At 60.2% G+C, this 21,883-nt stretch carries 23 protein-coding genes, 1 tRNA gene and 1 pseudogene; 15 read left to right on the top strand and 10 right to left on the bottom strand.

What is annotated here, in order from left to right:
• Positions 1-120 precede the first annotated feature (120 nt).
• The gene (gene uvrB, locus B0D71_RS12680) at positions 121-2,136 is read right to left on the bottom strand and encodes an excinuclease ABC subunit UvrB (RefSeq protein ID WP_103395060.1); all 2,016 of its coding nucleotides are present in this window, start codon (positions 2,134-2,136) and stop codon (positions 121-123) included.
• Here uvrB and B0D71_RS31445 point away from each other — a divergent pair.
• From B0D71_RS31445 to B0D71_RS12670, 3 genes are all read left to right on the top strand, one after another.
• Complete coding sequence (locus B0D71_RS31445) at positions 2,135-2,284, top strand: hypothetical protein (protein ID WP_165798710.1); 150 nt, start codon at positions 2,135-2,137, stop codon at positions 2,282-2,284. The genes uvrB and B0D71_RS31445 overlap by 2 nt on opposite strands.
• Before the next feature lie 187 nt (positions 2,285-2,471).
• On the top strand, positions 2,472-3,668 hold the full coding sequence (locus B0D71_RS12675; RefSeq protein ID WP_103395059.1) for an amino acid aminotransferase: 1,197 nt from the start codon (positions 2,472-2,474) through the stop codon (positions 3,666-3,668).
• Between the two features lie 231 nt (positions 3,669-3,899).
• Positions 3,900-4,109, top strand: coding sequence for a hypothetical protein (locus B0D71_RS12670; protein WP_103395058.1), 210 nt, complete (start codon positions 3,900-3,902; stop codon positions 4,107-4,109).
• Here the strand turns inward: B0D71_RS12670 and B0D71_RS12665 are convergent.
• On the bottom strand, positions 4,106-4,336 hold the full coding sequence (locus B0D71_RS12665) for a hypothetical protein (protein ID WP_103395057.1): 231 nt from the start codon (positions 4,334-4,336) through the stop codon (positions 4,106-4,108). The two genes, B0D71_RS12670 and B0D71_RS12665, sit on opposite strands and share 4 nt — an antisense overlap.
• Positions 4,337-4,564: 228 nt before the next feature.
• Between B0D71_RS12665 and B0D71_RS12660 the strand changes: the two genes are divergently transcribed.
• Positions 4,565-4,640: transfer RNA gene (locus B0D71_RS12660), tRNA-Asn, on the top strand.
• A 134-nt stretch (positions 4,641-4,774) separates the two neighbouring features.
• On the opposite strand, the gene B0D71_RS12655 is transcribed toward B0D71_RS12660, so the two are convergent.
• Positions 4,775-6,292 (bottom strand): nucleobase:cation symporter-2 family protein, encoded by a 1,518-nt coding sequence (locus B0D71_RS12655; protein ID WP_103395056.1) that lies wholly within the window; start codon positions 6,290-6,292, stop codon positions 4,775-4,777.
• 254 nt (positions 6,293-6,546) lie between these two features.
• On the opposite strand from B0D71_RS12655, the gene B0D71_RS12650 reads away from it, so the two are divergent.
• Together B0D71_RS12650 and B0D71_RS12645 are read left to right on the top strand one after the other, a co-directional pair.
• Positions 6,547-6,771: a BrnT family toxin gene (locus B0D71_RS12650; RefSeq protein WP_103395055.1), complete on the top strand. Its 225-nt coding sequence runs from the start codon at positions 6,547-6,549 to the stop codon at positions 6,769-6,771.
• Between the two features lie 60 nt (positions 6,772-6,831).
• Positions 6,832-7,137 carry a BrnA antitoxin family protein gene (locus B0D71_RS12645; protein WP_103395054.1) on the top strand — a complete coding sequence of 102 codons (306 nt, stop codon included), beginning with the start codon at positions 6,832-6,834 and terminating at the stop codon, positions 7,135-7,137.
• 41 nt (positions 7,138-7,178) lie between these two features.
• On the opposite strand, the gene B0D71_RS12640 is transcribed toward B0D71_RS12645, so the two are convergent.
• Both B0D71_RS12640 and B0D71_RS12635 read right to left on the bottom strand, forming a co-directional pair.
• Positions 7,179-8,009, bottom strand: a complete 831-nt coding sequence (locus tag B0D71_RS12640) for an arylamine N-acetyltransferase family protein (RefSeq protein WP_103395053.1) — start codon at positions 8,007-8,009, stop codon at positions 7,179-7,181.
• Positions 8,010-8,120: 111 nt separating this feature from the next.
• Positions 8,121-8,915, bottom strand: a complete 795-nt coding sequence (locus B0D71_RS12635; RefSeq protein ID WP_103395052.1) for an exodeoxyribonuclease III — start codon at positions 8,913-8,915, stop codon at positions 8,121-8,123.
• Between the two features lie 147 nt (positions 8,916-9,062).
• On the opposite strand from B0D71_RS12635, the pseudogene B0D71_RS31780 reads away from it, so the two are divergent.
• Positions 9,063-9,167: pseudogene (locus tag B0D71_RS31780) on the top strand (GNAT family N-acetyltransferase); the annotation flags it as partial.
• Positions 9,168-9,296: 129 nt separating this feature from the next.
• On the opposite strand, the gene B0D71_RS31565 reads toward B0D71_RS31780, so the two are convergent.
• Positions 9,297-9,509 (bottom strand): hypothetical protein, encoded by a 213-nt coding sequence (locus B0D71_RS31565; protein ID WP_205885996.1) that lies wholly within the window; start codon positions 9,507-9,509, stop codon positions 9,297-9,299.
• Here B0D71_RS31565 and B0D71_RS31775 point away from each other — a divergent pair.
• A complete protein-coding gene (locus B0D71_RS31775; RefSeq protein ID WP_240635703.1) occupies positions 9,427-9,702 on the top strand; it encodes a hypothetical protein in 276 nt (91 codons plus the stop codon). The genes B0D71_RS31565 and B0D71_RS31775 overlap by 83 nt on opposite strands.
• 35 nt (positions 9,703-9,737) lie before the next feature.
• On the opposite strand, the gene B0D71_RS12625 is transcribed toward B0D71_RS31775, so the two are convergent.
• Together B0D71_RS12625 and B0D71_RS12620 are read right to left on the bottom strand one after the other, a co-directional pair.
• Positions 9,738-11,144, bottom strand: a complete 1,407-nt coding sequence (locus B0D71_RS12625) for a DUF1254 domain-containing protein (RefSeq protein WP_103395051.1) — start codon at positions 11,142-11,144, stop codon at positions 9,738-9,740.
• A 112-nt stretch (positions 11,145-11,256) separates the two neighbouring features.
• Positions 11,257-12,828 carry a sensor domain-containing diguanylate cyclase gene (locus B0D71_RS12620; RefSeq protein WP_103395050.1) on the bottom strand — a complete coding sequence of 524 codons (1,572 nt, stop codon included), beginning with the start codon at positions 12,826-12,828 and terminating at the stop codon, positions 11,257-11,259.
• Positions 12,829-13,068: 240 nt separating this feature from the next.
• On the opposite strand from B0D71_RS12620, the gene B0D71_RS12615 reads away from it, so the two are divergent.
• Positions 13,069-13,536: a hypothetical protein gene (locus tag B0D71_RS12615; RefSeq protein WP_103395049.1), complete on the top strand. Its 468-nt coding sequence runs from the start codon at positions 13,069-13,071 to the stop codon at positions 13,534-13,536.
• 471 nt (positions 13,537-14,007) lie between these two features.
• Here B0D71_RS12615 and B0D71_RS12610 read toward each other — a convergent pair whose 3' ends face one another.
• Entirely contained in the window at positions 14,008-15,762 is a 1,755-nt protein-coding gene (locus tag B0D71_RS12610; RefSeq protein ID WP_103395048.1) for a L,D-transpeptidase family protein, read from the bottom strand.
• Positions 15,763-15,847: 85 nt separating this feature from the next.
• Between B0D71_RS12610 and B0D71_RS12605 the strand changes: the two genes are divergently transcribed.
• The 6 genes from B0D71_RS12605 (at position 15,848) to B0D71_RS12580 (ending at position 21,477) form a co-directional block, all read left to right on the top strand.
• A complete protein-coding gene (locus B0D71_RS12605) occupies positions 15,848-16,576 on the top strand; it encodes a murein L,D-transpeptidase catalytic domain family protein (RefSeq protein WP_103395047.1) in 729 nt (242 codons plus the stop codon).
• 79 nt (positions 16,577-16,655) lie between these two features.
• A complete protein-coding gene (locus tag B0D71_RS12600; RefSeq protein WP_103395046.1) occupies positions 16,656-18,362 on the top strand; it encodes a copper resistance system multicopper oxidase in 1,707 nt (568 codons plus the stop codon).
• A 10-nt stretch (positions 18,363-18,372) separates the two neighbouring features.
• Positions 18,373-19,236: a copper resistance protein B gene (locus B0D71_RS12595; RefSeq protein WP_103395045.1), complete on the top strand. Its 864-nt coding sequence runs from the start codon at positions 18,373-18,375 to the stop codon at positions 19,234-19,236.
• Between the two features lie 52 nt (positions 19,237-19,288).
• The gene (gene copC, locus B0D71_RS12590; protein ID WP_103395044.1) at positions 19,289-19,672 is read left to right on the top strand and encodes a copper homeostasis periplasmic binding protein CopC; all 384 of its coding nucleotides are present in this window, start codon (positions 19,289-19,291) and stop codon (positions 19,670-19,672) included.
• A 3-nt stretch (positions 19,673-19,675) separates the two neighbouring features.
• Positions 19,676-20,599, top strand: a complete 924-nt coding sequence (copD, locus tag B0D71_RS12585) for a copper homeostasis membrane protein CopD (RefSeq protein ID WP_103395043.1) — start codon at positions 19,676-19,678, stop codon at positions 20,597-20,599.
• A 116-nt stretch (positions 20,600-20,715) separates the two neighbouring features.
• Entirely contained in the window at positions 20,716-21,477 is a 762-nt protein-coding gene (locus tag B0D71_RS12580) for a transporter substrate-binding domain-containing protein (RefSeq protein WP_103395042.1), read from the top strand.
• Between the two features lie 68 nt (positions 21,478-21,545).
• Here the strand turns inward: B0D71_RS12580 and B0D71_RS12575 are convergent, their stop codons facing one another.
• The gene (locus B0D71_RS12575) at positions 21,546-21,767 is read right to left on the bottom strand and encodes a hypothetical protein (protein ID WP_103395041.1); all 222 of its coding nucleotides are present in this window, start codon (positions 21,765-21,767) and stop codon (positions 21,546-21,548) included.
• Positions 21,768-21,883 lie beyond the last annotated feature (116 nt).

Genomic DNA, 21,883 nt, shown 5'->3' with positions numbered 1-21,883 from the left:
GCGCAGCAGTCGTAAAACCTGCTAACAATGTACAACTGACACAACGCAGCGGTAGGTTTTAGGGCCGCTTCGCGACCCAACGGGGGCAAGCCCCCTCGCCACAGGGACCGCATTTTAAGTTCAGACCGTCAGAAGGCGCTCACGCAACTTGGCAATCTCGTCGCGCATCTGCGCCGCCGCTTCGAACTCCAGATCGCGAGCGAGCTGGTACATCTTCTCTTCCAACGCACGAATCCGCTTGCTGATCTCGCTCGGTGAGCGCAATTCGGCCTCGTACTTGGCATTTTCCTCGGCGGCCTTGGCCATGCCTTTGCGCTTCTTGCTGCGCGAACCGGGCACGGTGGCGCCTTCCATGATGTCGGCAACGTCCTTGAACACGCCTTTTGGCGTGATGCCGTTGGCCAGGTTGAACGCGATTTGCTTGTCACGACGACGCTCGGTTTCACCGATCGCGCGCTCCATGGAGCCAGTGATGCGATCGGCATACAGAATCGCCCGGCCATTGAGGTTACGCGCCGCCCGGCCGATGGTCTGGATCAGCGAGCGCTCGGAACGCAGGAAGCCTTCCTTGTCGGCATCGAGGATCGCCACCAGCGACACTTCCGGCATGTCCAGGCCTTCGCGCAGCAGGTTGATCCCCACCAGCACATCGAAAGTACCGAGGCGCAGATCGCGGATGATCTCGACCCGCTCCACGGTGTCGATGTCCGAGTGCAGGTAGCGCACGCGCACGCCGTGATCCGCCAGATAGTCAGTCAAGTCTTCGGCCATGCGCTTGGTCAGCGTGGTGACCAGCACCCGCTCTTCCAGAGCGACGCGCTTGGTGATTTCCGACAGCAAATCGTCGACCTGGGTCAGTGCCGGGCGGATTTCGATTTGTGGATCCACCAGCCCGGTCGGACGCACCACCATGTCAATGACGCGCCCGGCGTGCTCAGCTTCATAGTTGCCGGGGGTCGCCGAGACAAAAATGGTCTGCGGGCTGATGCTTTCCCACTCATCGAAACGCATCGGCCGGTTGTCCAGCGCCGACGGTAGACGAAAACCGTACTCGACCAACGTCTCTTTACGCGAGCGGTCGCCTTTGTACATGGCGCCAACCTGCGGCACGCTGACGTGGGACTCGTCGATCACCAACAAGGCATCCGGCGGCAGATAGTCATACAGCGTTGGTGGCGGTGCGCCAGCTTCGCGGCCGGACAGATAGCGCGAGTAGTTTTCGATGCCGTTGCAGTAGCCCAGCTCGAGGATCATCTCCAGGTCGAAACGGGTGCGCTGCTCCAGGCGCTGGGCTTCCACCAGCTTGTTGTTGGAGCGCAGGTATTCCAGGCGCTCCTTCAGCTCAACCTTGATGCCTTCGACCGCGCCCATCAGGGTTTCCCGTGGCGTCACGTAGTGGCTTTTCGGGTAGAAGGTGAAGCGCGGCAATTTGCGGATGACTTCACCGGTCAGTGGATCGAACGCCGACAAGCTTTCCACTTCATCGTCGAAGAGCTCGATGCGGATCGCCTCGAAATCGGATTCCGCCGGGTGGATATCGATCACATCGCCTCGCACGCGGAAGGTCGCGCGGGCGAAATCCATGTCGTTGCGGGTGTATTGCAGGTCGGCCAGGCGTCGCAGCAATTCACGCTGATCGAGCCGGTCGCCGCGATCCACGTGCAATACCATCTTCAAATAGGTTTCCGGGCTGCCCAGGCCGTAGATGCAGGACACCGTGGTGACGATGATCGCGTCCTTGCGCTCAAGCAATGCCTTGGTCGCAGACAATCGCATCTGTTCGATGTGGTCGTTGATCGAGGCATCTTTCTCGATGAAGGTATCCGAGGACGGTACGTAGGCTTCAGGCTGGTAGTAGTCGTAGTAGGAAACGAAATATTCCACCGCGTTGTTCGGGAAGAACGCCTTGAACTCACCGTACAACTGCGCCGCCAGGGTCTTGTTCGGCGCCAGCACCAGGGTTGGGCGCTGCACCTGAGCGATGACGTTGGCGATACTGAACGTCTTGCCCGAACCGGTCACACCGAGCAGCGTCTGGTGCGCCAGCCCGGCCTCGATGCCCTCGACCATCAGGCGGATGGCTTCCGGCTGATCGCCGGCGGGCTCGAAACGGGTGACTAGCTGGAATTCAGACATGAAAAACCTCTGGATCACTCTTGCCGGTAAAACCGGCACGAACGAGAAAGACCGCAAACGACCGATGTCGCCCGAAGAAAAAACTGGATTGTGCTCAATGTGGAGCCGATTGCCAGCGCTTTCAAGGCAAACGTCCTACAACACGTAAAGCCTTTGACGACGTCAATCGACTAACGGTCGAAAAATAATCGGAAAAACTTACCTTAAAAGCCGAATCGCCTGTCGCCATTGATCGCGGATGGCCTCTATACTAGCTCCCCGTTTGTGCACCGCTCTAGTGCATTCGGCTGGAGCGCGACACGTCCCTCCACTCTCCATTCAGAGCCGCCGCAATAATGAGCCTGTTCTCCGCTGTCGAAATGGCACCACGCGATCCAATCCTGGGCCTCAACGAAGCATTCAACGCCGATACCCGTACCAACAAAGTCAACCTGGGAGTCGGTGTTTACTGCAACGAGGAGGGGCGAATTCCACTCCTGCGCGCCGTTGTCGAAGCCGAAACGATTCGCGCCGCTCAACACGTTTCCCGCGGCTACCTGCCTATCGACGGCATCGCCGCCTACGACCAGGCCGTGCAAAAGCTGCTGTTCGGCAATGATTCGCCACTGCTTGCCGCTGGCCGCGTCATCACCACCCAGGCCGTTGGCGGTACTGGCGCTCTGAAAATCGGTGCCGATTTCCTCAAGCAACTGCTGCCGAACGCCGTTGTGGCAATCAGCGACCCAAGCTGGGAAAACCACCGCGCCCTGTTCGAAACCGCCGGTTTCCCGGTGCAAAACTACCGCTACTACGACGCCGCGACCCACGACGTGAATCGTACCGGCATGCTGGAAGACCTGAACGCGCTGCCAAACGGCTCGATCATTGTGCTGCATGCCTGCTGCCACAACCCGACCGGCGTGGACCTGAGCCCGGCGGACTGGAAAAACGTCCTGGAAGTCGTTAAAGCCAAAGGCCACGTGCCATTCCTCGACATGGCGTATCAAGGTTTCGGCGATGGCATCGACGAAGACGCCGCTGCCGTGCGCCTGTTCGCCGAGTCGGGCCTGACCTTCTTCGCCTCCAGCTCGTTCTCCAAATCGTTCTCGCTGTACGGCGAGCGCGTAGGTGCCCTGTCGATCGTCAGCGAGTCGAAAGAAGAAAGCGCGCGCGTGCTCTCGCAAGTCAAACGCGTGATCCGCACCAACTACTCCAACCCGCCGACCCACGGTGCCAGCGTCGTCGCGGCGGTGCTGAACAGCCCGGAACTGCGCGCCCAGTGGGAAGCCGAACTGGCCGAAATGCGCCTGCGCATTCGTGGCATGCGTACCCAGATGGTCGACCTGCTGGCACAAAAAGCGCCTCAGCGCGATTTCAGCTTCGTCGGTCGTCAGTGCGGCATGTTCTCCTACTCAGGCTTGAGCGTTGAGCAGGTTCACCGCCTGCGCAACGAGTTCGGCATCTACGCCCTGGACACCGGCCGCATCTGCGTGGCCGCGCTGAACCAGAGCAACATTCAGGTTGTGACGGACGCTATCGTCCAAGTCATCTGATTGAGCCTTGACCTGAAAAAACGGGAAGCCTTTGGGCTTCCCGTTTTTTATTTGCTTCAGATAATTTTCAAAGCACCGACCCAGCCCTCTAGACTGCACACATCTACCCTGTAGGAGCCGGCTTGCCGGCGATGGCGGTCTATCGGCCAACATGAATGCCATTGGTTCTTCGCCGGCAAGCCGGCTCCTACAGGTTTTATGTCTGCCTGAGTATTCTGCGAGAACCCCTTTATGAAAAACGATGACCTGCGGGCCGACCGCGATGACCTGGATGACCTGGATCACTTCATCCCCCGCCCCCCGACAAAACGCGGCAACAACCTGGTAATGCAAGTCGCTGCCGGTGTATTCCTCGGCGGCCTGGCCCTGTGGCTGGTGCAGCTGGGTGCCACGATGCTGTATGCCAAACTGATGCTTGGCACGATTACCTTCGGCGGTTAAGCCAGCTCACTCGCACGCTGACTGGCCGCATCGTCATAGGCGACATAAAGCGATTCGGCGACCTGACTCTTGATCGCCTTGGTGCTTTCCAACCCCAGGACGAAGCCTTCAGCCTTGCCGCCCGCACGGTTCAATGCTTCTGCGGTGTCGGCCTGAGTGATTGCGTCGAACAGCTTTTCGGCATGCGGGGCGACACCTTTGGGCAGGCTGATCTGAGAGACACTCATGGGTGCACCCCGCAATGCCGAGGTGTAAGTTTCAAATGATTCATGGCGCGTACCTTTTCGGCGGAATGGCCGGCAGCGCGTGACACCACTTCCGGGCGGCCATGGTAGACCTCTGGTGTGATTCTGGTAACCGCCAATGACCGCTAAACCACCGCCCGTCCCCATGAATCCGTCAATTTGCTATTCGATGCTTGACTTCTCTTTTTGAATCAGTAACATAGGCGCCATTCCGCGATAGCTCAGTTGGTAGAGCAAGTGACTGTTAATCACTGGGTCCCTGGTTCGAGTCCAGGTCGTGGAGCCAGACAGCAACATCGAAAAGCCCCTGAATCGAAAGACTCAGGGGCTTTTTTGTGGCCGATTGAAAAGCCATCTACTGAAAAGCAAAAAGCCGATCTGTCTATTCGACAGATCGGCCCTTTTCACTCGCCGTGAACGTCAGACATGTTCACTGCTTTTCGCGTGCGCCGCCCGTGGCTCTGCCACGCCGTGCTCCGATTCCTGCACCGGAATTTCCTTGCCGTCGCAATCGTGCAGCTTACCGTCGCTGAAGTAGTCCCCTTCGCGCAACGCCGCCAGATCCTGATAACGCAGCACCCGCTCGGTACCCGCCGCAAACACCGATTGCTGATCGGAGTTACCGGCGGTGAGATGGTTGAAGGTCAGGTTCAGCACGATTGCCATGATCGCCGACGAGCTGATGCCCGAGTGGAAAATGGTCGCGAACCAGCTCGGGAAGTGGTCATAGAAGCTCGGCGCAGCAATCGGGATCATGCCGAAGCCGATGGAGGTCGCGACGATGATCAGATTGACGTTGTTGCGGTAGTCGACCTTGGACAAGGTCCGAATGCCACTGGCCGCAACGGTGCCGAACAGCACGATGCCGGCGCCACCCAGCACCGACGTCGGCACGGCGGCAATGACCCGACCCATGAACGGCAGCAGGCCGAGGAGCACCAGGAACAGACCGCCAGTGGCCACCACATAGCGGCTCTTGATGCCGGTAACGGCCACCAGCCCGACGTTTTGGGCGAAGGCGCTTTGGGTGAAGGAACCGAAGATCGGCGCGAACATGCTCGACAGCATGTCGGCACGCAGACCGTTGCCCAAGCGCTTGGAGTCAACCTTGGTGCCGATGATCTCACCGACCGCCAGAATATCCGCCGAGGTTTCCACCAGCGTCACCATCACCACGATGCACATCGACAGGATCGCAGCGAAGTGGAAAGTCGGCATGCCAAAGTGGAACGGCGTAGGGAAGCCGAACATCGGGCCCTGGGTTACGGACGAGAAGTCAGCCATGCCGAGGAACACCGCGATGATCGTGCCGACGACCATGGCCAGCAGAATCGACAGACGGGAGATAGTCGCACTGCCGACTTTGCTCAGCAGCAGCACCAGTACCAGCGTCACCGCCGCCAGACCGATGTTCGCCATGCTGCCGAAGTCCGGCGCGTGACTGTTGCCGCCCATGGCCCAGCGCGCGGCTACCGGCATCAGCGTCAGGCCGATGGTGGTAATCACGATGCCGGTCACCAGCGGCGGGAAGAACTTGGTGATACGTGAGAACACAGGGGTTATCAGCAATCCGATCAGAGACGCCGCTATCACCGCGCCCAGCACCGATTGAAACCCGCCCTCCCCGCCACTGCTGACAATCGCCACCATGGTCGCGACGCCGGAGAAGGACACACCCTGTACCAGCGGTAATTGACAACCAAAAAACGGTAAACCCAGGGTTTGCAGCAGCGTTGCCAGCCCCCCCGCAAACAATGAAGCAGCAATCAACAAACCGATGTCCGCCGGTGACAGCCCGGCCGCCTGGCCGATAATCAATGGCACCGCGACGATACCGCCATACATGGTCAGAACATGTTGCAGGCCATAAGCCATATTCGCGCCGATCCCTAGGTTTTCGTCCTCGGGCCGTTGGTGTGAAACATGGGGCGTTTTCATGTTAGGGGGTTCCCTGGTTTTTGTTATGCGCACACTGTATTCAATATTCAGGACAAATGTCTATAGAGTTGTATACAACTTATCAGTCACAAAATGGATACACGTCCATTCCCCCTGCCACCCACAAGCGTAGCCCTCCTATAAACCTTGAAATACATCCCTCGCTGTCCACCCCCCGGTGCTGACTAGTCTTTCGAATTCCTGGCGACCATCGGTAAGGCCCGCCTCTTTTTTATACATATAAAGTATGCATAATGAAGCCATTCGAAATTCAGTTCCACAAGGCCAAGAACGCAGCCAACAAACTCAAGCACCAAGGCATCAGCCTCGCTGAGACCGAACCGGTGTTCCATGACGAACGAGCGCTGACCATTGAGGACAACCACCATGATGAGCAACGCTGGATCACCATGGGGCTGGATGCCAGAGGCCGCTTGCTGGTCGTCGCGCACACCTACCGCGATCCGAATTTCGTTTGAATCATTTCCGCGCGCATCGCCACCAAAAGCGAGCGCCGTCAGTATCTGGAGGCATGACCGATGAAAGACGAATACGACTTCAGTGACGCCAGGCGCGGGGCCGTGGCGCCCGCCAAAGGCAAGACCCGCATTACCATCATGCTCGATGATGCTGTCATCGAAGCCGCCCGAGCCCTGGCAGAACGCGAGGGGTATGGCTACCAGACGGCGATCAACAATACGCTGCGCCGGGCTCTGCTCAACGAAGGCAAGAGCGCAAAACTGAAACCAACCCTCACCCCTGCCGAGCTCAAGGGCCTGGAGCAGAAACTGGCAGAGGCCTTGCGCGAAATTCAACGGGTAATGGAGCCGGGTGTTCGGCCCTGAAACACAAAGGGCCGATCAGTCAGATGTCTACGATCAGCCCGCTATTGCGGCGATGCAATCAATCGCTCCAGCGTCCGCGCCAATTGCGCCTGTTGCGGTACGCGGATGCCGAACTCGCGGTCCAGCAAGCCAATCAATTCCTGCACATCCGCCACCTGCCGCCGCTCGCTGTCCTGGCCAATCCGGTGGATCGCGAAACTGCCGTTGTTGAGCGTACGGCGCCACCCTTCCCCGGTGCGCGCCACCATCAACTGCCTGACGAAAGATGAGTCGGGGTGGGTCGAGACGTACCAGTTACCGACTGCGAAATCGATATCTTCCTGGCGCTGCAGGTCGAAGATGTACATCGCTCGCCATTCGCCCGCGACGTTGGCGCGCAGGGTAAAGCCGTCGACGTGCAGGTCGATGCGATACGGCTCGTGCGGGGTGAGTTGTTCGGCGCGGGAGTCGAGCAGCAGTGGCGCGGTCGGCACCATGCCGCCGAAACCGACGTCGGTGATGTAGCGCACGTCGTCGATGATGACCAGGCTCAGGCGATGGGTACGGGCAGTCCAGGCACCCTCCGGCTGGCCCATCACCACCCGGCCGCTGATGGCGCGAGCGTCGAAACCCAGCTCTTGAAGCAAGGCCAGAAACAGGTTGTTGAGTTCGTAGCAGTAACCGCCACGAGCGTCATGCAGGACTTTCTGCTCGATGGATGGCAAGTCGATCAGCACCGGCTCGCCAGATAGCGTGGTGAGGTTTTCAAACGGGAAAACGCCCGTATGGCGCAACTGCAATTGGCGCAAGGTATCCAGGGTGGGTGCCGGAGGCGCATCGAAGCCCAGGCGTCGCAGGTACAAAGCACGGTCAGTCAGGCGTGGCTCGCTCATCGTTCAATCCTTTTGCACGGTCGCTGCGGATCACTCCGCCGATGGGCGTTATGTATAAGGGATATACCGCTACTGCCGACAATTGATTTCGCCAATCGCCCGTGCGCATCATCAACGCCGCTTGCGCGAACCCAGTTCGATCCAGGTCGGCGCGTGGTCACTGGCATGGGGCTCGTTGCGCACCCACGCATCCACCCCGGCGTCTTGCAGATAAGGACTCAGGGCCGGGTTGAGCAGCAGGTGGTCGATACGCAGCCCCGAGTTTTTCTGCCAGTGCTGGCGAAAGTAATCCCAGAACGTGTAGAGCCGATCCTGCGGATACAGATGCCGCAATGAATCGGTCCAGCCCTGGTCCAGCAACCGCTGGTAGCACTCGCGACTTTCCGGTTGTAGCAAGGCGTCCTTGAGCCATGAACGCGGGTTGTAGATGTCCAGATCGGTGGGCACTACGTTGTAATCACCCGCCAGTACCACCGGATGTTCGCTGCCTTGAAGAGTCTGCGCATAGCGGATCAGTCGCTCGAACCACGCCAGCTTGTACTCGAATTTCGGCCCCGGCTGCGGGTTGCCGTTGGGCAAGTACAGGCAACCCACCAGAACCCCATGAACGGCGGCTTCCAGGTAACGACTTTGGCTGTCGCTGTCATCGCCGGGCAACCCGCGTCGGCTTTCCAGCGGCTGCGCATCCCGCGCCAGAATCGCCACGCCATTCCATGACGCTTGACCCTGCCAGATCGCGCCGTAGCCGACTGCCTCAAGGTCTGCAGCCGGGAATGCGCCGTCCACCGCCTTCAACTCCTGCAAGCAGGCGATGTCCGGTTTTTCCCGCTCAAGCCAGGCCAGCAGATTCGGCAGCCGTGCGCGCAGGCCATTGACGTTGAATGTGGCAACCCGCAGCTTCTTCATGAACGGACACTCCTGAGGACGAGGTGCCTGACGTGTGACACCTGCACGTTTCGGTGGTTGCACCAGCTGCCCCGGCTACGGCGTAACAGACACCCCCACGCACGCCCAACCTGCCGAGAACATCAACCTCATGGATACGCCGCTGAAAGGCCCACCGGTGAGTTCATCGGTTCAACGCGCTTCTGGAAAATTGACCGAATCAATCGCAAACTCGAAATCGGCAGCAACTGGATTGCGGCACGTTGGCAGAAACCTTCGCCAACACCGATTTGACTGACATGAGACCAGTTTGGGAGCGACCCGCCGCCATCGCGGGCAAGCCCGCTCCCACAGGGTCCCCGCTTGACCATGGATCGGCGGCACACATCTACCCAGTGCCCGTCACGCTCCCATCTGGCCGGCACCAACCGTGCGCCCTTTCACACCCATATCAGGTAACGGCTCATCCCTGGAGACGACCATGATGAACATCAGAATGACTTCGCTGCTTTTGGCGGGATTGTTATCGACGATGCCCCTGGCCACCTTGGCGGCGTCCGGCGATGGCCCTGGCTCGACCGGTACGGCACACGGCGCCACTCGCAACTCAACCATGCTGCCTGACAACAACCGGCCCGGCGCCCCCTCGGGCGACAATGGCCGCGGTCATGGCTCCGGCTCGTCAATCGGCAGCACCGGCGTCAATGGTCCGGGCAGCGGCGCGGGCGGTGGCACCGGCGCCCCCGGAGGTGGAACAGGCGGCGCTGGCGGCGGGACGGGCAGTTGGACAAACAAAAGCAGCCGATGACATGCCGTCGTTGGCTGCTTTTTGTCGCCAGGGGTTTACAGCCGCTTGATCGCCGGCGGGTTCCACTTGCCATTCAGCGCGTCGGGTTTCGGCCCGTACAAACGCATGGTCAGATTGAATGAGCCTTTAGGCGCCGGCAGCCAGTTGGCCTCCAGATCCTTGCCGGGGCTTTCGTTCTGGAAATACAGGTCCAGCGAACCATCGGCGTTGCTCTTGAACGGCATCCAGCTACTGACCGCAAAACGATTGAGTGAGTTAGCGACCTGGAAACCTTCAGGGTCATACAGGGTGATCGACCAGAAGGCACTCACCGGCGGCGTCTCGCCCTTGCTGAAATGCAGCACGTATTTGTTCGCACCGTCGAGTGGTTTGCCATTGCTGTCGCCGATGTTCAGCGGATAAATCGCGTCCTCGGGCAAGTTGGCACCGAGCCCCACCTGCGTAACGATGGCGCGCTTGAGGTAGTAGTTGCCGTAGACGCCCATGGTGTCGGTGTTCATCGACCAGCCATTGACCTCCCGCGCCAGGGTCGGCACTTTCCAGGCCATCAAGGCCTGCGCATCCTGCGGCACCGTTTGCAGCGCGGCCTGGATCTGCGGGTCGAGCGCGTCCATGCTGAACGGCTTGCCGGCTTCGATGCCAAGACGCTTGATCTGCGCCAGCATTGGCTGGTCGGTGCTATGGGGCGGGTTCACCTTCAGCAACTCGGCAGCGTAAGTGAAGTAATTGGCCGCCGACATGGAGTCGACCTGAATCTTCGGTGGCGTTTTCATGTCCACCGCCGGGTCGACTTTCACGGTAACGGCTTCAGGTTCCTTGCCCAGCCGTGACAACGGCGTCACCGTGTAGCCGGCCTGGATCTTGTGAACCGCCGCGTAATCCGCCGCACCGTCCGTCTTGGTACGGCCGATGACCCAGACAAACGGAGTTGGCGCCGGCAGATGACTCATCCCGGCGGGCACCGTGCCGGTCCACCCCGGCGGCGTCACCAGGAATTGTCCGGCCTCGGTGCCCGTGGTGCGCCAGCCCGGCGAGGCGAACACGTCAGTCCACATATCCAGCATCGGCAGCAGGTAGAAACGCCCGTCGGTATCCGGCGCAGCGATCACCAGCGGCTCCTTGGTCAAATCCAGCCAGGCAATCGAATACAAAGTGTCGAAGTTAGCGCGCACCACCCCTTTGAACTCTGCAGGCGGGTACTGCGGCACACTGACAAACGTGTTCATCGGGCCTTTGCCGAACTCCTTGCCCGGCTCGATGTTGGTGAATTGCTTGCGGGTGACGTCCATGCTCAGCAGCGGGTAAAAATAAATGTAGGCATCCACGCCGATCGCATGCGCTTCTTCGGCGGTGATTTTCGATTGTGCTTGGCTGGCCAGCGGGAAAACTGCAGCGGCTGCGACGGTCAGAGCAACGGCTGTCAACGCTTGAGGTAGCAACATGTTGGCGATCGTCCGTGCGTAGGGGAGCCTGTCGGATTCGACAGCGCTAACGGAACTCTAGACGATCAATTCTGACTGTCCCGAAAGACGGACCACCGGCAGTAAAAGCACCTCAACGGTCGGAGCGCATCAACGCCTCGGCACCGCCGGCCATCGACAACGTTGCCACGCGGTTCCGCCCCGAATGCTTGGCCTGATACAACGCCGCATCCGCCCTTTCAACAAACACGTCCATGCTGTCACGGCCCGAGGGCACGAACGAGTAGCAACCCAGGCTGACCGTCACGTAGCCATTGGGCGAGCCGGTGTGACTGATGTTCTTGTCGATGACGCTGCGACGGATCTGCTCGGCAATCGTCATGGCGCCGTGAAGGTCGGTGTCAGGCAGCAGCACCGCAAACTCTTCACCGCCGTAACGCACCGCCAGATCGGCCTTGCGATGGCAGCAACTCTTCAGCGCCCGCGCCACTTCAGCCAGGCAATGATCCCCCACCACATGGCCGTAGGTGTCGTTGTAGCGCTTGAAGTAATCGATATCGAGCATGATCAGGCTCAACGGGCTGGCCTGCCGGGCGCCGCGCCCGAACTCGATGTCCAGCGCCCGCTCGAACAATCGGCGGTTGGCCAGCCCGGTCAGGCTGTCATGGGTGGCAATCAGCTCCAGCGCTTCCTGGGCCCTGCGCAAATCCGACTCGACCCGCTCGCCAACACGCACCTGATGAATGAACACCCAACCGAACAACCCCACGCCCAGCAACACCAGGGCAACGATGAGACTGGAGCGAAACGCCGTGTCGTACCAGCCCGCGAGAATGGATTCGGTGGACGACGCAGCGGCGACCACCAGCGGATACGCCTCCAGTTGTCGGTAACCATACAGGCGCGTTACGCCGTCGATGATGGATGTGAACATCGCATTGCCGGAGGTGGTCAGCGGCAGGAACTTCTGGAAAATCTCGTTCTGGCTCAATGACGCGCCGATCTGTGCCTCGACAAAAGGTCGCCGCGCCAACAACGTGCCATCGGTCAGACCGAGAAACATCGAGCCGCTGTCGTCCAGGTTGAAGCTTTTGAAGAACTGGTCGAAGTACGACATCTTGATCCCGGCCAGCAACACGCCCTGGAAATGCCCGTTCCTGTCGTTGATCCGTTTGGAAACCGGAATGATCCACTCGCCGTTTTCCCGGCTGCGGATGGCCGGGCCGATGTGCGCCACCGACGATACGTTCTGCTGGTGATACTTGAAGTACTCGCGATCCGCCACCCCGGCACCCCTGGGCAGGTTTTCAAACGAGGTCACCACCCATTGGCCCTTCTGGTCGAACAGCAGGATGCCGTGCAATTGATCCAGCGCCAGCACCCGCCGGGCAAAAGTCTGCTGCAAGCGTGGTCGCTGGGCCGGGCCGAAACCGTCGGCCTGAATCCAGTCCACCAGACTGGTCAGCACCAGGTCGGCCTTCATGAAGGTGTCTTCGGCTTGCTGCGCCATGGCCCGAGTCAGGTTCGAAGACGCCACTTGCGCCAGGCTCAAATCATGGCGACGGGACTGCTCCAGTTGCAGGTAGAGCAAACCGCACAGGCACAGGCACACCGTGGCAATGAACAATACCGCGGCCTTGCGCAGCGGGATGCGTTTCAATGCGACGCCAGGGGGGTGGTCCGGGTGGCTAAAGCGTGTGGGCAAAAGTCAGTCCTGTCGGGGCAAGGCATGGGCAATGCCCCAAAGCCCTCAGTCTTTGTGGGGCGTAGTCTACGGGGTTATCCAGGATAAATGGGTGACCACTTGCCCAGTGGTCACGTTTGCCCGGCGGTACTGCCCGAGCACGGCGCCTGCACCCTGCCTGTGCTGAAAACCTGACCCAGGGCAGGGCTGACTGCGCGTCAACGAGCTACGATTAGACAGACCTCCATACAGGGAATCGACATGAGCAAGGCAGACGAGCTCGCCGCAAAATTGAAACAGACACGGCTTACCGGCGCGGATCAGGCGATCGATGGCTGGCCCGGCCAGGTCTACGAACTGTATCAACGGATAGAGACCTGGCTGCTACCCTTGACCGAAGCGGGCCTGGTCCTGCGGCGCAATCCCACTCACGTGTTCGAGAGTCACCCCGATGGCGACGCTTACGATTACGCCATCGACCAATTGGTGATCACTGGCAACGAACGCAGCCTCACCTTTGACCCGGTTGCACGCTTCACGGCAGATGGCGAGGGGCGGGTCGAGATCCACACAACAGGCAACGAACTCGCCCTGTTGCGAACCGTGGACGAACACGGCGAGACACACTGGTGGCTACAAACGATCGAACAGGCCACCGCGCAACTGGATGCGGTGGCGCTGACGGAAAGCGATCTGCTTGTCGTGGTGCAACAAGGATTGGCGCTTTAGGGTGTTTGCCCAAGGGCTCACATACCCGTAGGAGCCGGCTTGCCGGCGATGGACTCAAGTGCGCCGCGTTTATTCAGTTCATGCGCGTTATCGTTAACGACCATCGCCAGCAAGCTGGCTCCTACAAGGGACCGCGTCCTGGTCGAAATGATGTGAACGCCAAACTGTAGGAGCCGGCTTGCCGGCGATGGACTCAAGTGCGCCGCGTTTATTCAGTTCACACGCGCTATCGTTAACGACCATCGCCAGCAAGCCGGCTCCTACAAGGCACCGAGTCGAAATGATGTGAACGCCAAACTGTAGGAGCCGGCTTGCCGGCGATGGACTCAAGTGCGCCGCGTTTATTCAGTTCACACGCGCTATCGTTAACGACCATCGCCAGCAAGCCGGCTCCTACAGGGGACCGTGACCTTCCAAACCAGTCAAAGCCCCAAAAAAGGGCGCTTCAGAGGCGCCCTTTTTCGATCTTCATTACAGTTGGTTCTGCCCCGTCACCACCAGCGGCACCTCTGCCCGACGCAAGTCCAGCGCAGGCAACTTGGTAGGCTGGCTCAAGCCCTGCAGCACCCTGGCATCGTAATCGTAAATGTCGGGCTTAAACGTCACCCGCCCATCCTTGCTCAAGTCCACGGTCCAATAGGCCAACAGCACCGGCACTTTCACCGGCAGCGGAACGTTCTCGGTCCTGCCATTGGCCAACTGCTTTTGAATGCCGGCACTGTTCCAGCGCACCGGGTCGTTGAACAACAACTCGACCAGTTGCAGCGGGTTTTCCACGCGGATGCAGCCTGAGCTAGTGGCCCGAACCGTTTTGGCAAACAGCTCGCGGTGCGGCGTGTCATGCAGGTAAATCGCATAGTCGTTGGGGAAGCGGATCACCACCTGCCCCAGCGAACTGTCGGGCCCGGCATCCTGACGCAGGTGGATGCCCCGCGGATTGCTCCAGTCAACGCTCGATGGATCAAGCACATTGCCTTCGCGGTCAAGCACGCGAATCCGGTTAGCCGCCAGATAACCCGGATCGTTCTGGACTTTTGGAATCACGTCCTGCTTGAGGATGGTCGGGGGCACGGTCCAGGTTGGGTTGAACGTGATGTAAGTGATTTCGGCCTGGAACACCGGCGTACTGCGCACCGGCTTACCGACCTGCACCCGCGAATGCCAGATCGGCAGACCGTCGCGGTACATCGCCACCTTGTACCCGGCGATATCGACGATCACGAACGTACCCTGGAGTTTGTACAACAGCCAGCGGGCGCGCTCCATGTTGACCCGCACCTGATCGATCCGCGCCTCGACAGGCACGTTCAACGCCGCCAGCGTCGCCGCCCCGGCCACACCATCGGCCCCCAGGTATTGCTCGGTCTGATACCTCTTCACCGCGGCAATGACCTTGTCGTCGTAACCGGCCTTTGTCGACAGGTGCGCGTCCAGGTAACCGCCCGCCACCAGGCGTGCACGCAATTGTGCGACCGCCACCCCGTCCATGCCAGGCTTGAGCGATTGCCCCACCGCGACTTTCGGCCAGCCGCCCGCATCACGGATCTGGCGCAAACGGGCCAGCCCCTCACGCAAATTGCGGTAAATCGCTTCTTGAGGAGGCGCATCGGCGAATGCACGCGCCACGTCATGGGCATCAAGGGCGGCGAACAGGGTGTTCATGTCCTCGCGGGCATTGCCGCCGGCAGGTTCGAAATTCCAGTGAATGTCCAGCCGCGACGGATCGACCTTGCCCCGCCGCAGTTGCAACAGTGCGGTGATGAACGTGCGAGTCGCCGCCATGTCGAACATCGCCCGTTGCGCCGTGGAAGGCATGGCGGCTACCAGCGATTCATGGGCCTGGGCCAGTTCGGAGATGCGAAAATCCGCAGGGGTCAGGCCGTCGATCCGGGTATCTTCAAGGCTCTTGAGTAACTGGGCCACGTCACTATCATCCGTCCACGCGGCGCGATAGTTACGATGCATATAGAAATCCAGCACCACCCGGCTGACATCCACGCGCTGATGGCGCCTGGCCGTGAGCAACGGCGGAAAGGCCGAGCGCAGCGGTTCCAGCGATGCCTGAATCGCCTGGCCGACCGCATCGTCGGGCGCCGCAGCATCGATTTCGCTGCTTGCCGCAGATACCGGCTCAATCGGCGAAGTTTGCCCAAACGCTGCACCGCTGATCAGAAAGCCCATAAAAAACATGCGGCTTATGACGAATGACCTTGTTAATTGCACCATGGATAATCCTTAATCCTCCGTTTCAAACGGCTAGCTTTCCGCTCACCGCTAGCTAGACTCGAAATTATCATGATGAGACCCGACTATGGCGCTAAACCGCTTAGGCCTTTTATTTGCCATTTTACTGACGTGCCTTTCAGTACCGTCAGCCTACGCCGATTCGCTTGAAAACGCGCTGGTCAAAGCAGCACCAGGCGCCGACGCCAAAGTGATTGCCCTGGCCGTTCGCGCAACCCAATGCAGCCGTGCCCAAGGTATCGCCCCGGCGCAAAGACTGGCGGTGATCGATTATTCCCTGCCCTCGACCGAACAACGCCTGTGGGTCTTCGACCTTAAACAACGCAAGTTGCTGTTTCACGAACTGGTCGCCCATGGCCGCAACAGCGGTGAAAACATGGCCACGCTGTTCTCCAACCAGAATGAAAGCCATGCCACCAGCCTCGGCCTGTTCCGCACACAAGAGAGCTACCGCGGCCAGAACGGTTACTCCTTGCGCATGGAAGGCCTGGAGCCCGGCTTCAACGACAACGCCTATGACCGCGCCATCGTCATTCACGGCGCGCCCTATGTCAGCCCGGTGCTGGCCCGCGCCAATGGCCGGATTGGCCGCAGCCTGGGTTGCCCCGCCGTCCGGCCGGCGATTGCCCATCGGTTGATCGATTCGATGAAGGACGGGCAGTTGTTGTTTTCCTACTACCCGGACCAGCGCTGGTTGAAGTCGTCCTCCTACATCAACTGCGGCGGCGGCACCGTGGCCTCAATGGAAAAGTCCACTTCAAGCCAGAAAGCGACGTCCAACCTGTCAAAACTGTAATCCCCGCCTCAGCCTGCTGAAAGGCACCGCCCGCTAGCCTCGTCGACAAGTTCAACAGGCTGACGGCGGAACAGACGGCATGCACTCCCACACTTCAAGACGCACCTTCGTCAAAGGGCTGGCCATCGGCGGGCTCTTCGGCGGCCTCGGGTTATGGCGCACGCCGATCTGGGCGATCACCGGCCCTGGCGAACCACAGGTGTTGGCCGGTCATGATTTCGACCTGTTCATCGGCGAATCCCCGGTCAACTTCACCGGCACCCCGCGCACCGCGATGACCATCAACGGCGGCATTCCCGGTCCGTTGCTGCGTTGGCGTGAAGGCGATACGGTGACGTTGCGGGTACGCAACAGACTCAAGGACAGCACCTCCATTCACTGGCACGGCATCTTGCTGCCGGCCAACATGGACGGCGTGCCGGGCCTGAGTTTCAAGGGCATCGAACCGGGCGGCATGTACGTCTACCAGTTCACCGTGCGGCAGAACGGCACCTACTGGTATCACAGTCATTCGGGGTTTCAGGAACAATCCGGCGTCTACGGCCCGCTGATAATCGACGCCAGGGACCCGGAGCCGTTCCAGTACGACCGCGACTACGTGGTAATGCTCAGCGACTGGACCGACGAAGATCCGGTCGGCCTGATGAAGACACTGAAGAAACAGTCCGATTACTACAACTTCAACAAACGCACCGTGGGCGACTTCATCCACGACGTCAGCGAAAAAGGCTGGGGGCCGACTGTCGCCGATCGCACGATGTGGGCCGAGATGAAGATGAATCCCACCGACCTGGCGGACGTCGGCGGCGCCACTTACACCTACCTGTTGAACGGCCAGACGCCGGACATGAACTGGACCGGTGTGTTCCGCCCGGGGGAAAAACTGCGGCTGCGCTTCATCAACGGCTCGGCCATGACTTATTTCGATGTGCGCATCCCCGGCCTGAAAATGACCGTGGTCGCCGCCGATGGCCTCCACGTCAAACCGGTGAGCGTCGACGAGTTTCGCATTGCCGTGGCGGAAACCTTCGACGTTATCGTCGAACCGACCGAGGCGGCCTACACCTTGTTCGCCCAAGCGATGGATCGCACCGGATACGCACGTGGCACCCTGGCGGTGAAGGCCGGACTGGTTGCGCCGCTGCCACCACTGGACCCACGCCCACTGGTGTCCATGGATGACATGGGCATGGGCGGTATGGACCATGGCGGCATGGCGGGCATGGATCACAGCAACATGGCCATGGGCGACATGCCCGGCATGCAGTCCCACCCGGCCACGGAAACCGACAACCCGCTGGTGGACATGCAAGCCATGTCCACCTCACCAAAGCTCGACGACCCCGGCATGGGCCTGCGCAACAACGGACGCCGAGTCCTCACCTACTCGGATCTGCGCAGCACCTTCGAAGACCCGGACGGCCGCGAGCCTGGCCGCACCCTCGAACTGCACCTGACCGGACACATGGAAAAATTCGCCTGGTCATTCAACGGTGTGAAGTTCTCTGATGCAGAACCGCTGCGCCTCACGTACGGCGAGCGGCTGCGGATCGTGCTGGTCAACGACACGATGATGATGCACCCCATCCACCTGCATGGCCTGTGGAGCGACCTCGAAGACGAGAACGGCCAGTTCATGGTGCGCAAACACACCATCGACATGCCACCCGGTTCCCGGCGCAGCTATCGGGTCACTGCCGATGCGCTCGGCCGCTGGGCCTATCACTGCCATCTCCTGTACCACATGGAAATGGGCATGTTCCGTGAAGTTCGCGTGGAAGAATGAGGCTCACCCCATGATTCGATTCACCCCGTTTTTTTTCGCACTCGTGACTTCGACGGCGATGGCCGCCAGCGATGGCATGCAGGGCATGGATCACAGCCAGATGGACCACGGCCAGATGCACAGCATGGACGAAGGCCAGATGCAGCCCGCCGCGCCTGGCGAAAGCCGTACGCCGATCCCGGTGCTGACCGATGCCGATCGCGCTGCGGTGTATGTCGATCCCGCCGGTCACCGCGTACATGACAGCACGCTCAATAGCTTTTTCCTCGCCGACAAACTCGAATGGCAAGATGCCGATGACGGCAGCACCCTGGCCTGGGACTTGTCCGGCTGGATCGGCGGTGACATTGATCGCCTGTGGCTGCGCTCCGAAGGCGAACGCAGCAACGGTGTGACCGAAGACGCGGAAATCCAGGCCCTGTGGGGCCACGCCATTTCCCCGTGGTGGGACGTCGTCAGCGGCGTGCGCCAGGACTTCAAACCCGGCGCCCCGCAAACCTGGGCCGCGTTCGGCGTACAAGGCATGGCGCTGTACAACTTCGAAGCCCAAGCCACGGCCTTCATCGGCGAAGGCGGACAGAGCGCCGTGCGGCTGGAAGGCGACTACGACATCCTGCTGACCAATCGGCTGATCCTGCAGCCGACCGTCGAACTCAACGCCTACAGCAAAAACGACCCGCAGCGGGGCATCGGCGCGGGGCTGTCCAACACCGAGGCCGGCCTGCGCCTGCGCTACGAAATCCGCCGGGAGTTCGCGCCCTACCTCGGCGTGAGCTGGAACCGTACCTACGGCAACACCGCCGACTACGCCAACGACGAAGGCGAGGACCGCAGCGAAGCACGCCTGGTGCTCGGTGTTCGGCTGTGGTTCTGAACAGACTCACCCCAAACCAATAACAACCGCTTCAAGCGGTAAAGGACCTTGCATGCGCCTCATCAAACCCACCGCTGCCGTCATCGCGTTGCTCAGCGGCCTGCTTATGAACAGCCTCGCTCAAGCCCATCCCAAACTGCTCGCCTCTACCCCAACGGAAGGCGCAGAAGGTGCGCCACCCGCCAAGATAGAACTGCACTTTTCCGAAAACCTCGTCACCCAGTTTTCCGGCGCAAAACTGCTGATGACCGAAATGCCCGGCATGGCCCACGCCCCGATGCCGGTCAAGGCCAAAGTCAGTGGCGGCAGTGATCCGAAGACCATGTTCATCATTCCGACAGCGCCCTTGACTGCCGGCACTTACAAGGTTGAATGGCGCGCGGTGTCGTCGGACACCCACCCGATCACCGGCAACGTCACCTTCAAAGTGAAATGATCGATGAGCGACTCGGCCAACGTCGTGCTGCGGTTTGTGTTGTATGTGGATTTGATGCTGTTGTTTGGCGTGGCCCTGTTCGGGCTTTACAGCTTTAAAGGACAGGAACGGCTATCCGGGACGGCGCTGCCCTTTCGCCGATTGCTGACGGGAACTGCCGGCCTCGGTGCGCTGCTGTCCATCGCCGGCATGGTCCTGATGGTCCGCGCCATGAGCAGCGAACCAGACGTTACCGAACTGCGCCCTCACCTCGAGATGATGTTGTTCGAGACAGACATCGGGATGGCCTGGGCCGTGCGGATGATTGCGTTAGCGGTCGCAGGTTTGGCCGTGATGCTAAACCCACGCGCCCCCGGCATCAGCCTGGTGATCGCCGCCACTGCCGGCGGCATCGCCCTCGCCAGCCTGGCCTGGAGCGGGCATGGCGCCATGGACGAAGGTAGCCGTCGTTACGGGCACTTCACGGCAGACATCCTGCACCTGCTGGTGGCGGGCGCCTGGCTCGGCGCGTTGCTTGCGATTGGGTTGATGGCGCAAATCCGGGTGCTGCAATCCGAAGTGCACATTCGCTTGCTGGCCCGCGCCGTTAAACGATTCGAACTCGTCGGTGCGCTGATCGTGGTGATCATCACTGTGACCGGGGTGGTGAACTACCTGTTCATCGTCGGGCCGCAGCTAGATGGCGTCCTACTCAGCCAATACGGAATGCTGCTGGCGATCAAAGTGCTGCTGTTTGCCGGGATGCTTATATTGGCGGCGTTGAACCGCTTTCATCTTGGGCCCGCGCTGGAGCGGTCGTTGCGAGAAGGCCAACATCGCGTGGCGGCCCATGCACTTCGGCGCAGTGTGGTGGTGGAAATGGTCGCGGCGGTATTGATTGTGGGGTTGGTGGCGTGGTTGGGGACCTTGAGCCCGGAAGTGGAATGAGTCATCTTCAGGGGGCGTTGATTTTTCACCCCGGTGAAAATTTCACTACACTCCCCCCTTCAAAACCACTCCAGCACAAAAGCCCGATAACAATGACGAAAAACAACAGAGCAATGATGCTCGGCGGCTTGCTCGCACTCTCCCTTGGCGCCCAGGCAGAACCTTCGCATCTGGACAGCGTGATGCAACAGGGACAACTGCGCGTTTGCACCACCGGCGACTACAAGCCCTACACCTTCAAGGCCGAAGACGGCGAGTATTCCGGCATTGATATCGCCATGGCCCACGCCCTGGCCGACAGCCTGGGCGTCAAGGCCGAGTGGGTGCCCACCACCTGGAAAAACCTGATGCCCGACATGCTCGCCGGCAAATGCGACATCGCCATGGGCGGCATCTCGGTCACCCTCGAACGGCAGAAGAAAGCCTTCTTCAGCACCACCCTGGACGTCGACGGAAAAATCCCCCTGGTGCGCTGCGAAGACCAGGCGCTGTACCAGACCATCGAACAGATCAACCAGCCCTCGGTTCGCCTGGTCGAACCCGCCGGCGGCACCAACGAAGCGTTCGTCCACGCCTACCTGCCCCAGGCGCAATTGCGGCTGCGCGATAACCTGAGCATCTTCCAGGAACTGCTGGATAAAAAGGCCGACGTGATGATCACTGATGCGTCAGAGGCGCTGTATCAGCAGAAGCTCAAACCGGGCCTGTGCGCCGTCAACCCGACGCACTACATGCAATACGGCGAAAAAGCCTACCTGCTGCCCCGCGACGACATCACCTGGAAGCTATACGTCGATCAGTGGCTGCACCTGGCCAAGACGACGGGCAATTATCAGAAGATTCTGCGGCAATGGCTGGCGGTGCCTGACGCGAATTAACGTATCGCTTTTGTCGCACAAAAAAGGGCGCTTCCGAGGGAGCGCCCTTCTTCATTGCGGTCCGCGTATCAGTCGTCGTGCAGCAAACCCGAGCTGTACTCGCCAAAGCTATTGCCCAGCGCGCTGCCATGGAAATTCATCCTGTTGGCGTTGCTGTTGGCAGGCCCCGGGCCAAAGCCGGCCGGCTGCACCGAGTCGGCCGAATAATCGCGATGAGAACTCACACCCGAACAGGCGCTCAACAGCACGGCACCCGCGATTAGCGAGACTTTGATCAGGTTTGCGATCATTTTTTATTCCTGTGGATTGAGGCGCGGGGGACGTGCCATTCAGCTGCCATCCTATGCCTCGTCTGTACCGGACATCATGAAGTTTTGCAGGGCGACAGCGTTGGTTCAGGAACGCT

The organism is Pseudomonas laurylsulfativorans (genome assembly GCF_002906155.1).
GTDB classification, from domain to species: domain Bacteria; phylum Pseudomonadota; class Gammaproteobacteria; order Pseudomonadales; family Pseudomonadaceae; genus Aquipseudomonas; species Aquipseudomonas laurylsulfativorans.
This window is presented reverse-complemented; position numbering and strand designations above follow the sequence as displayed.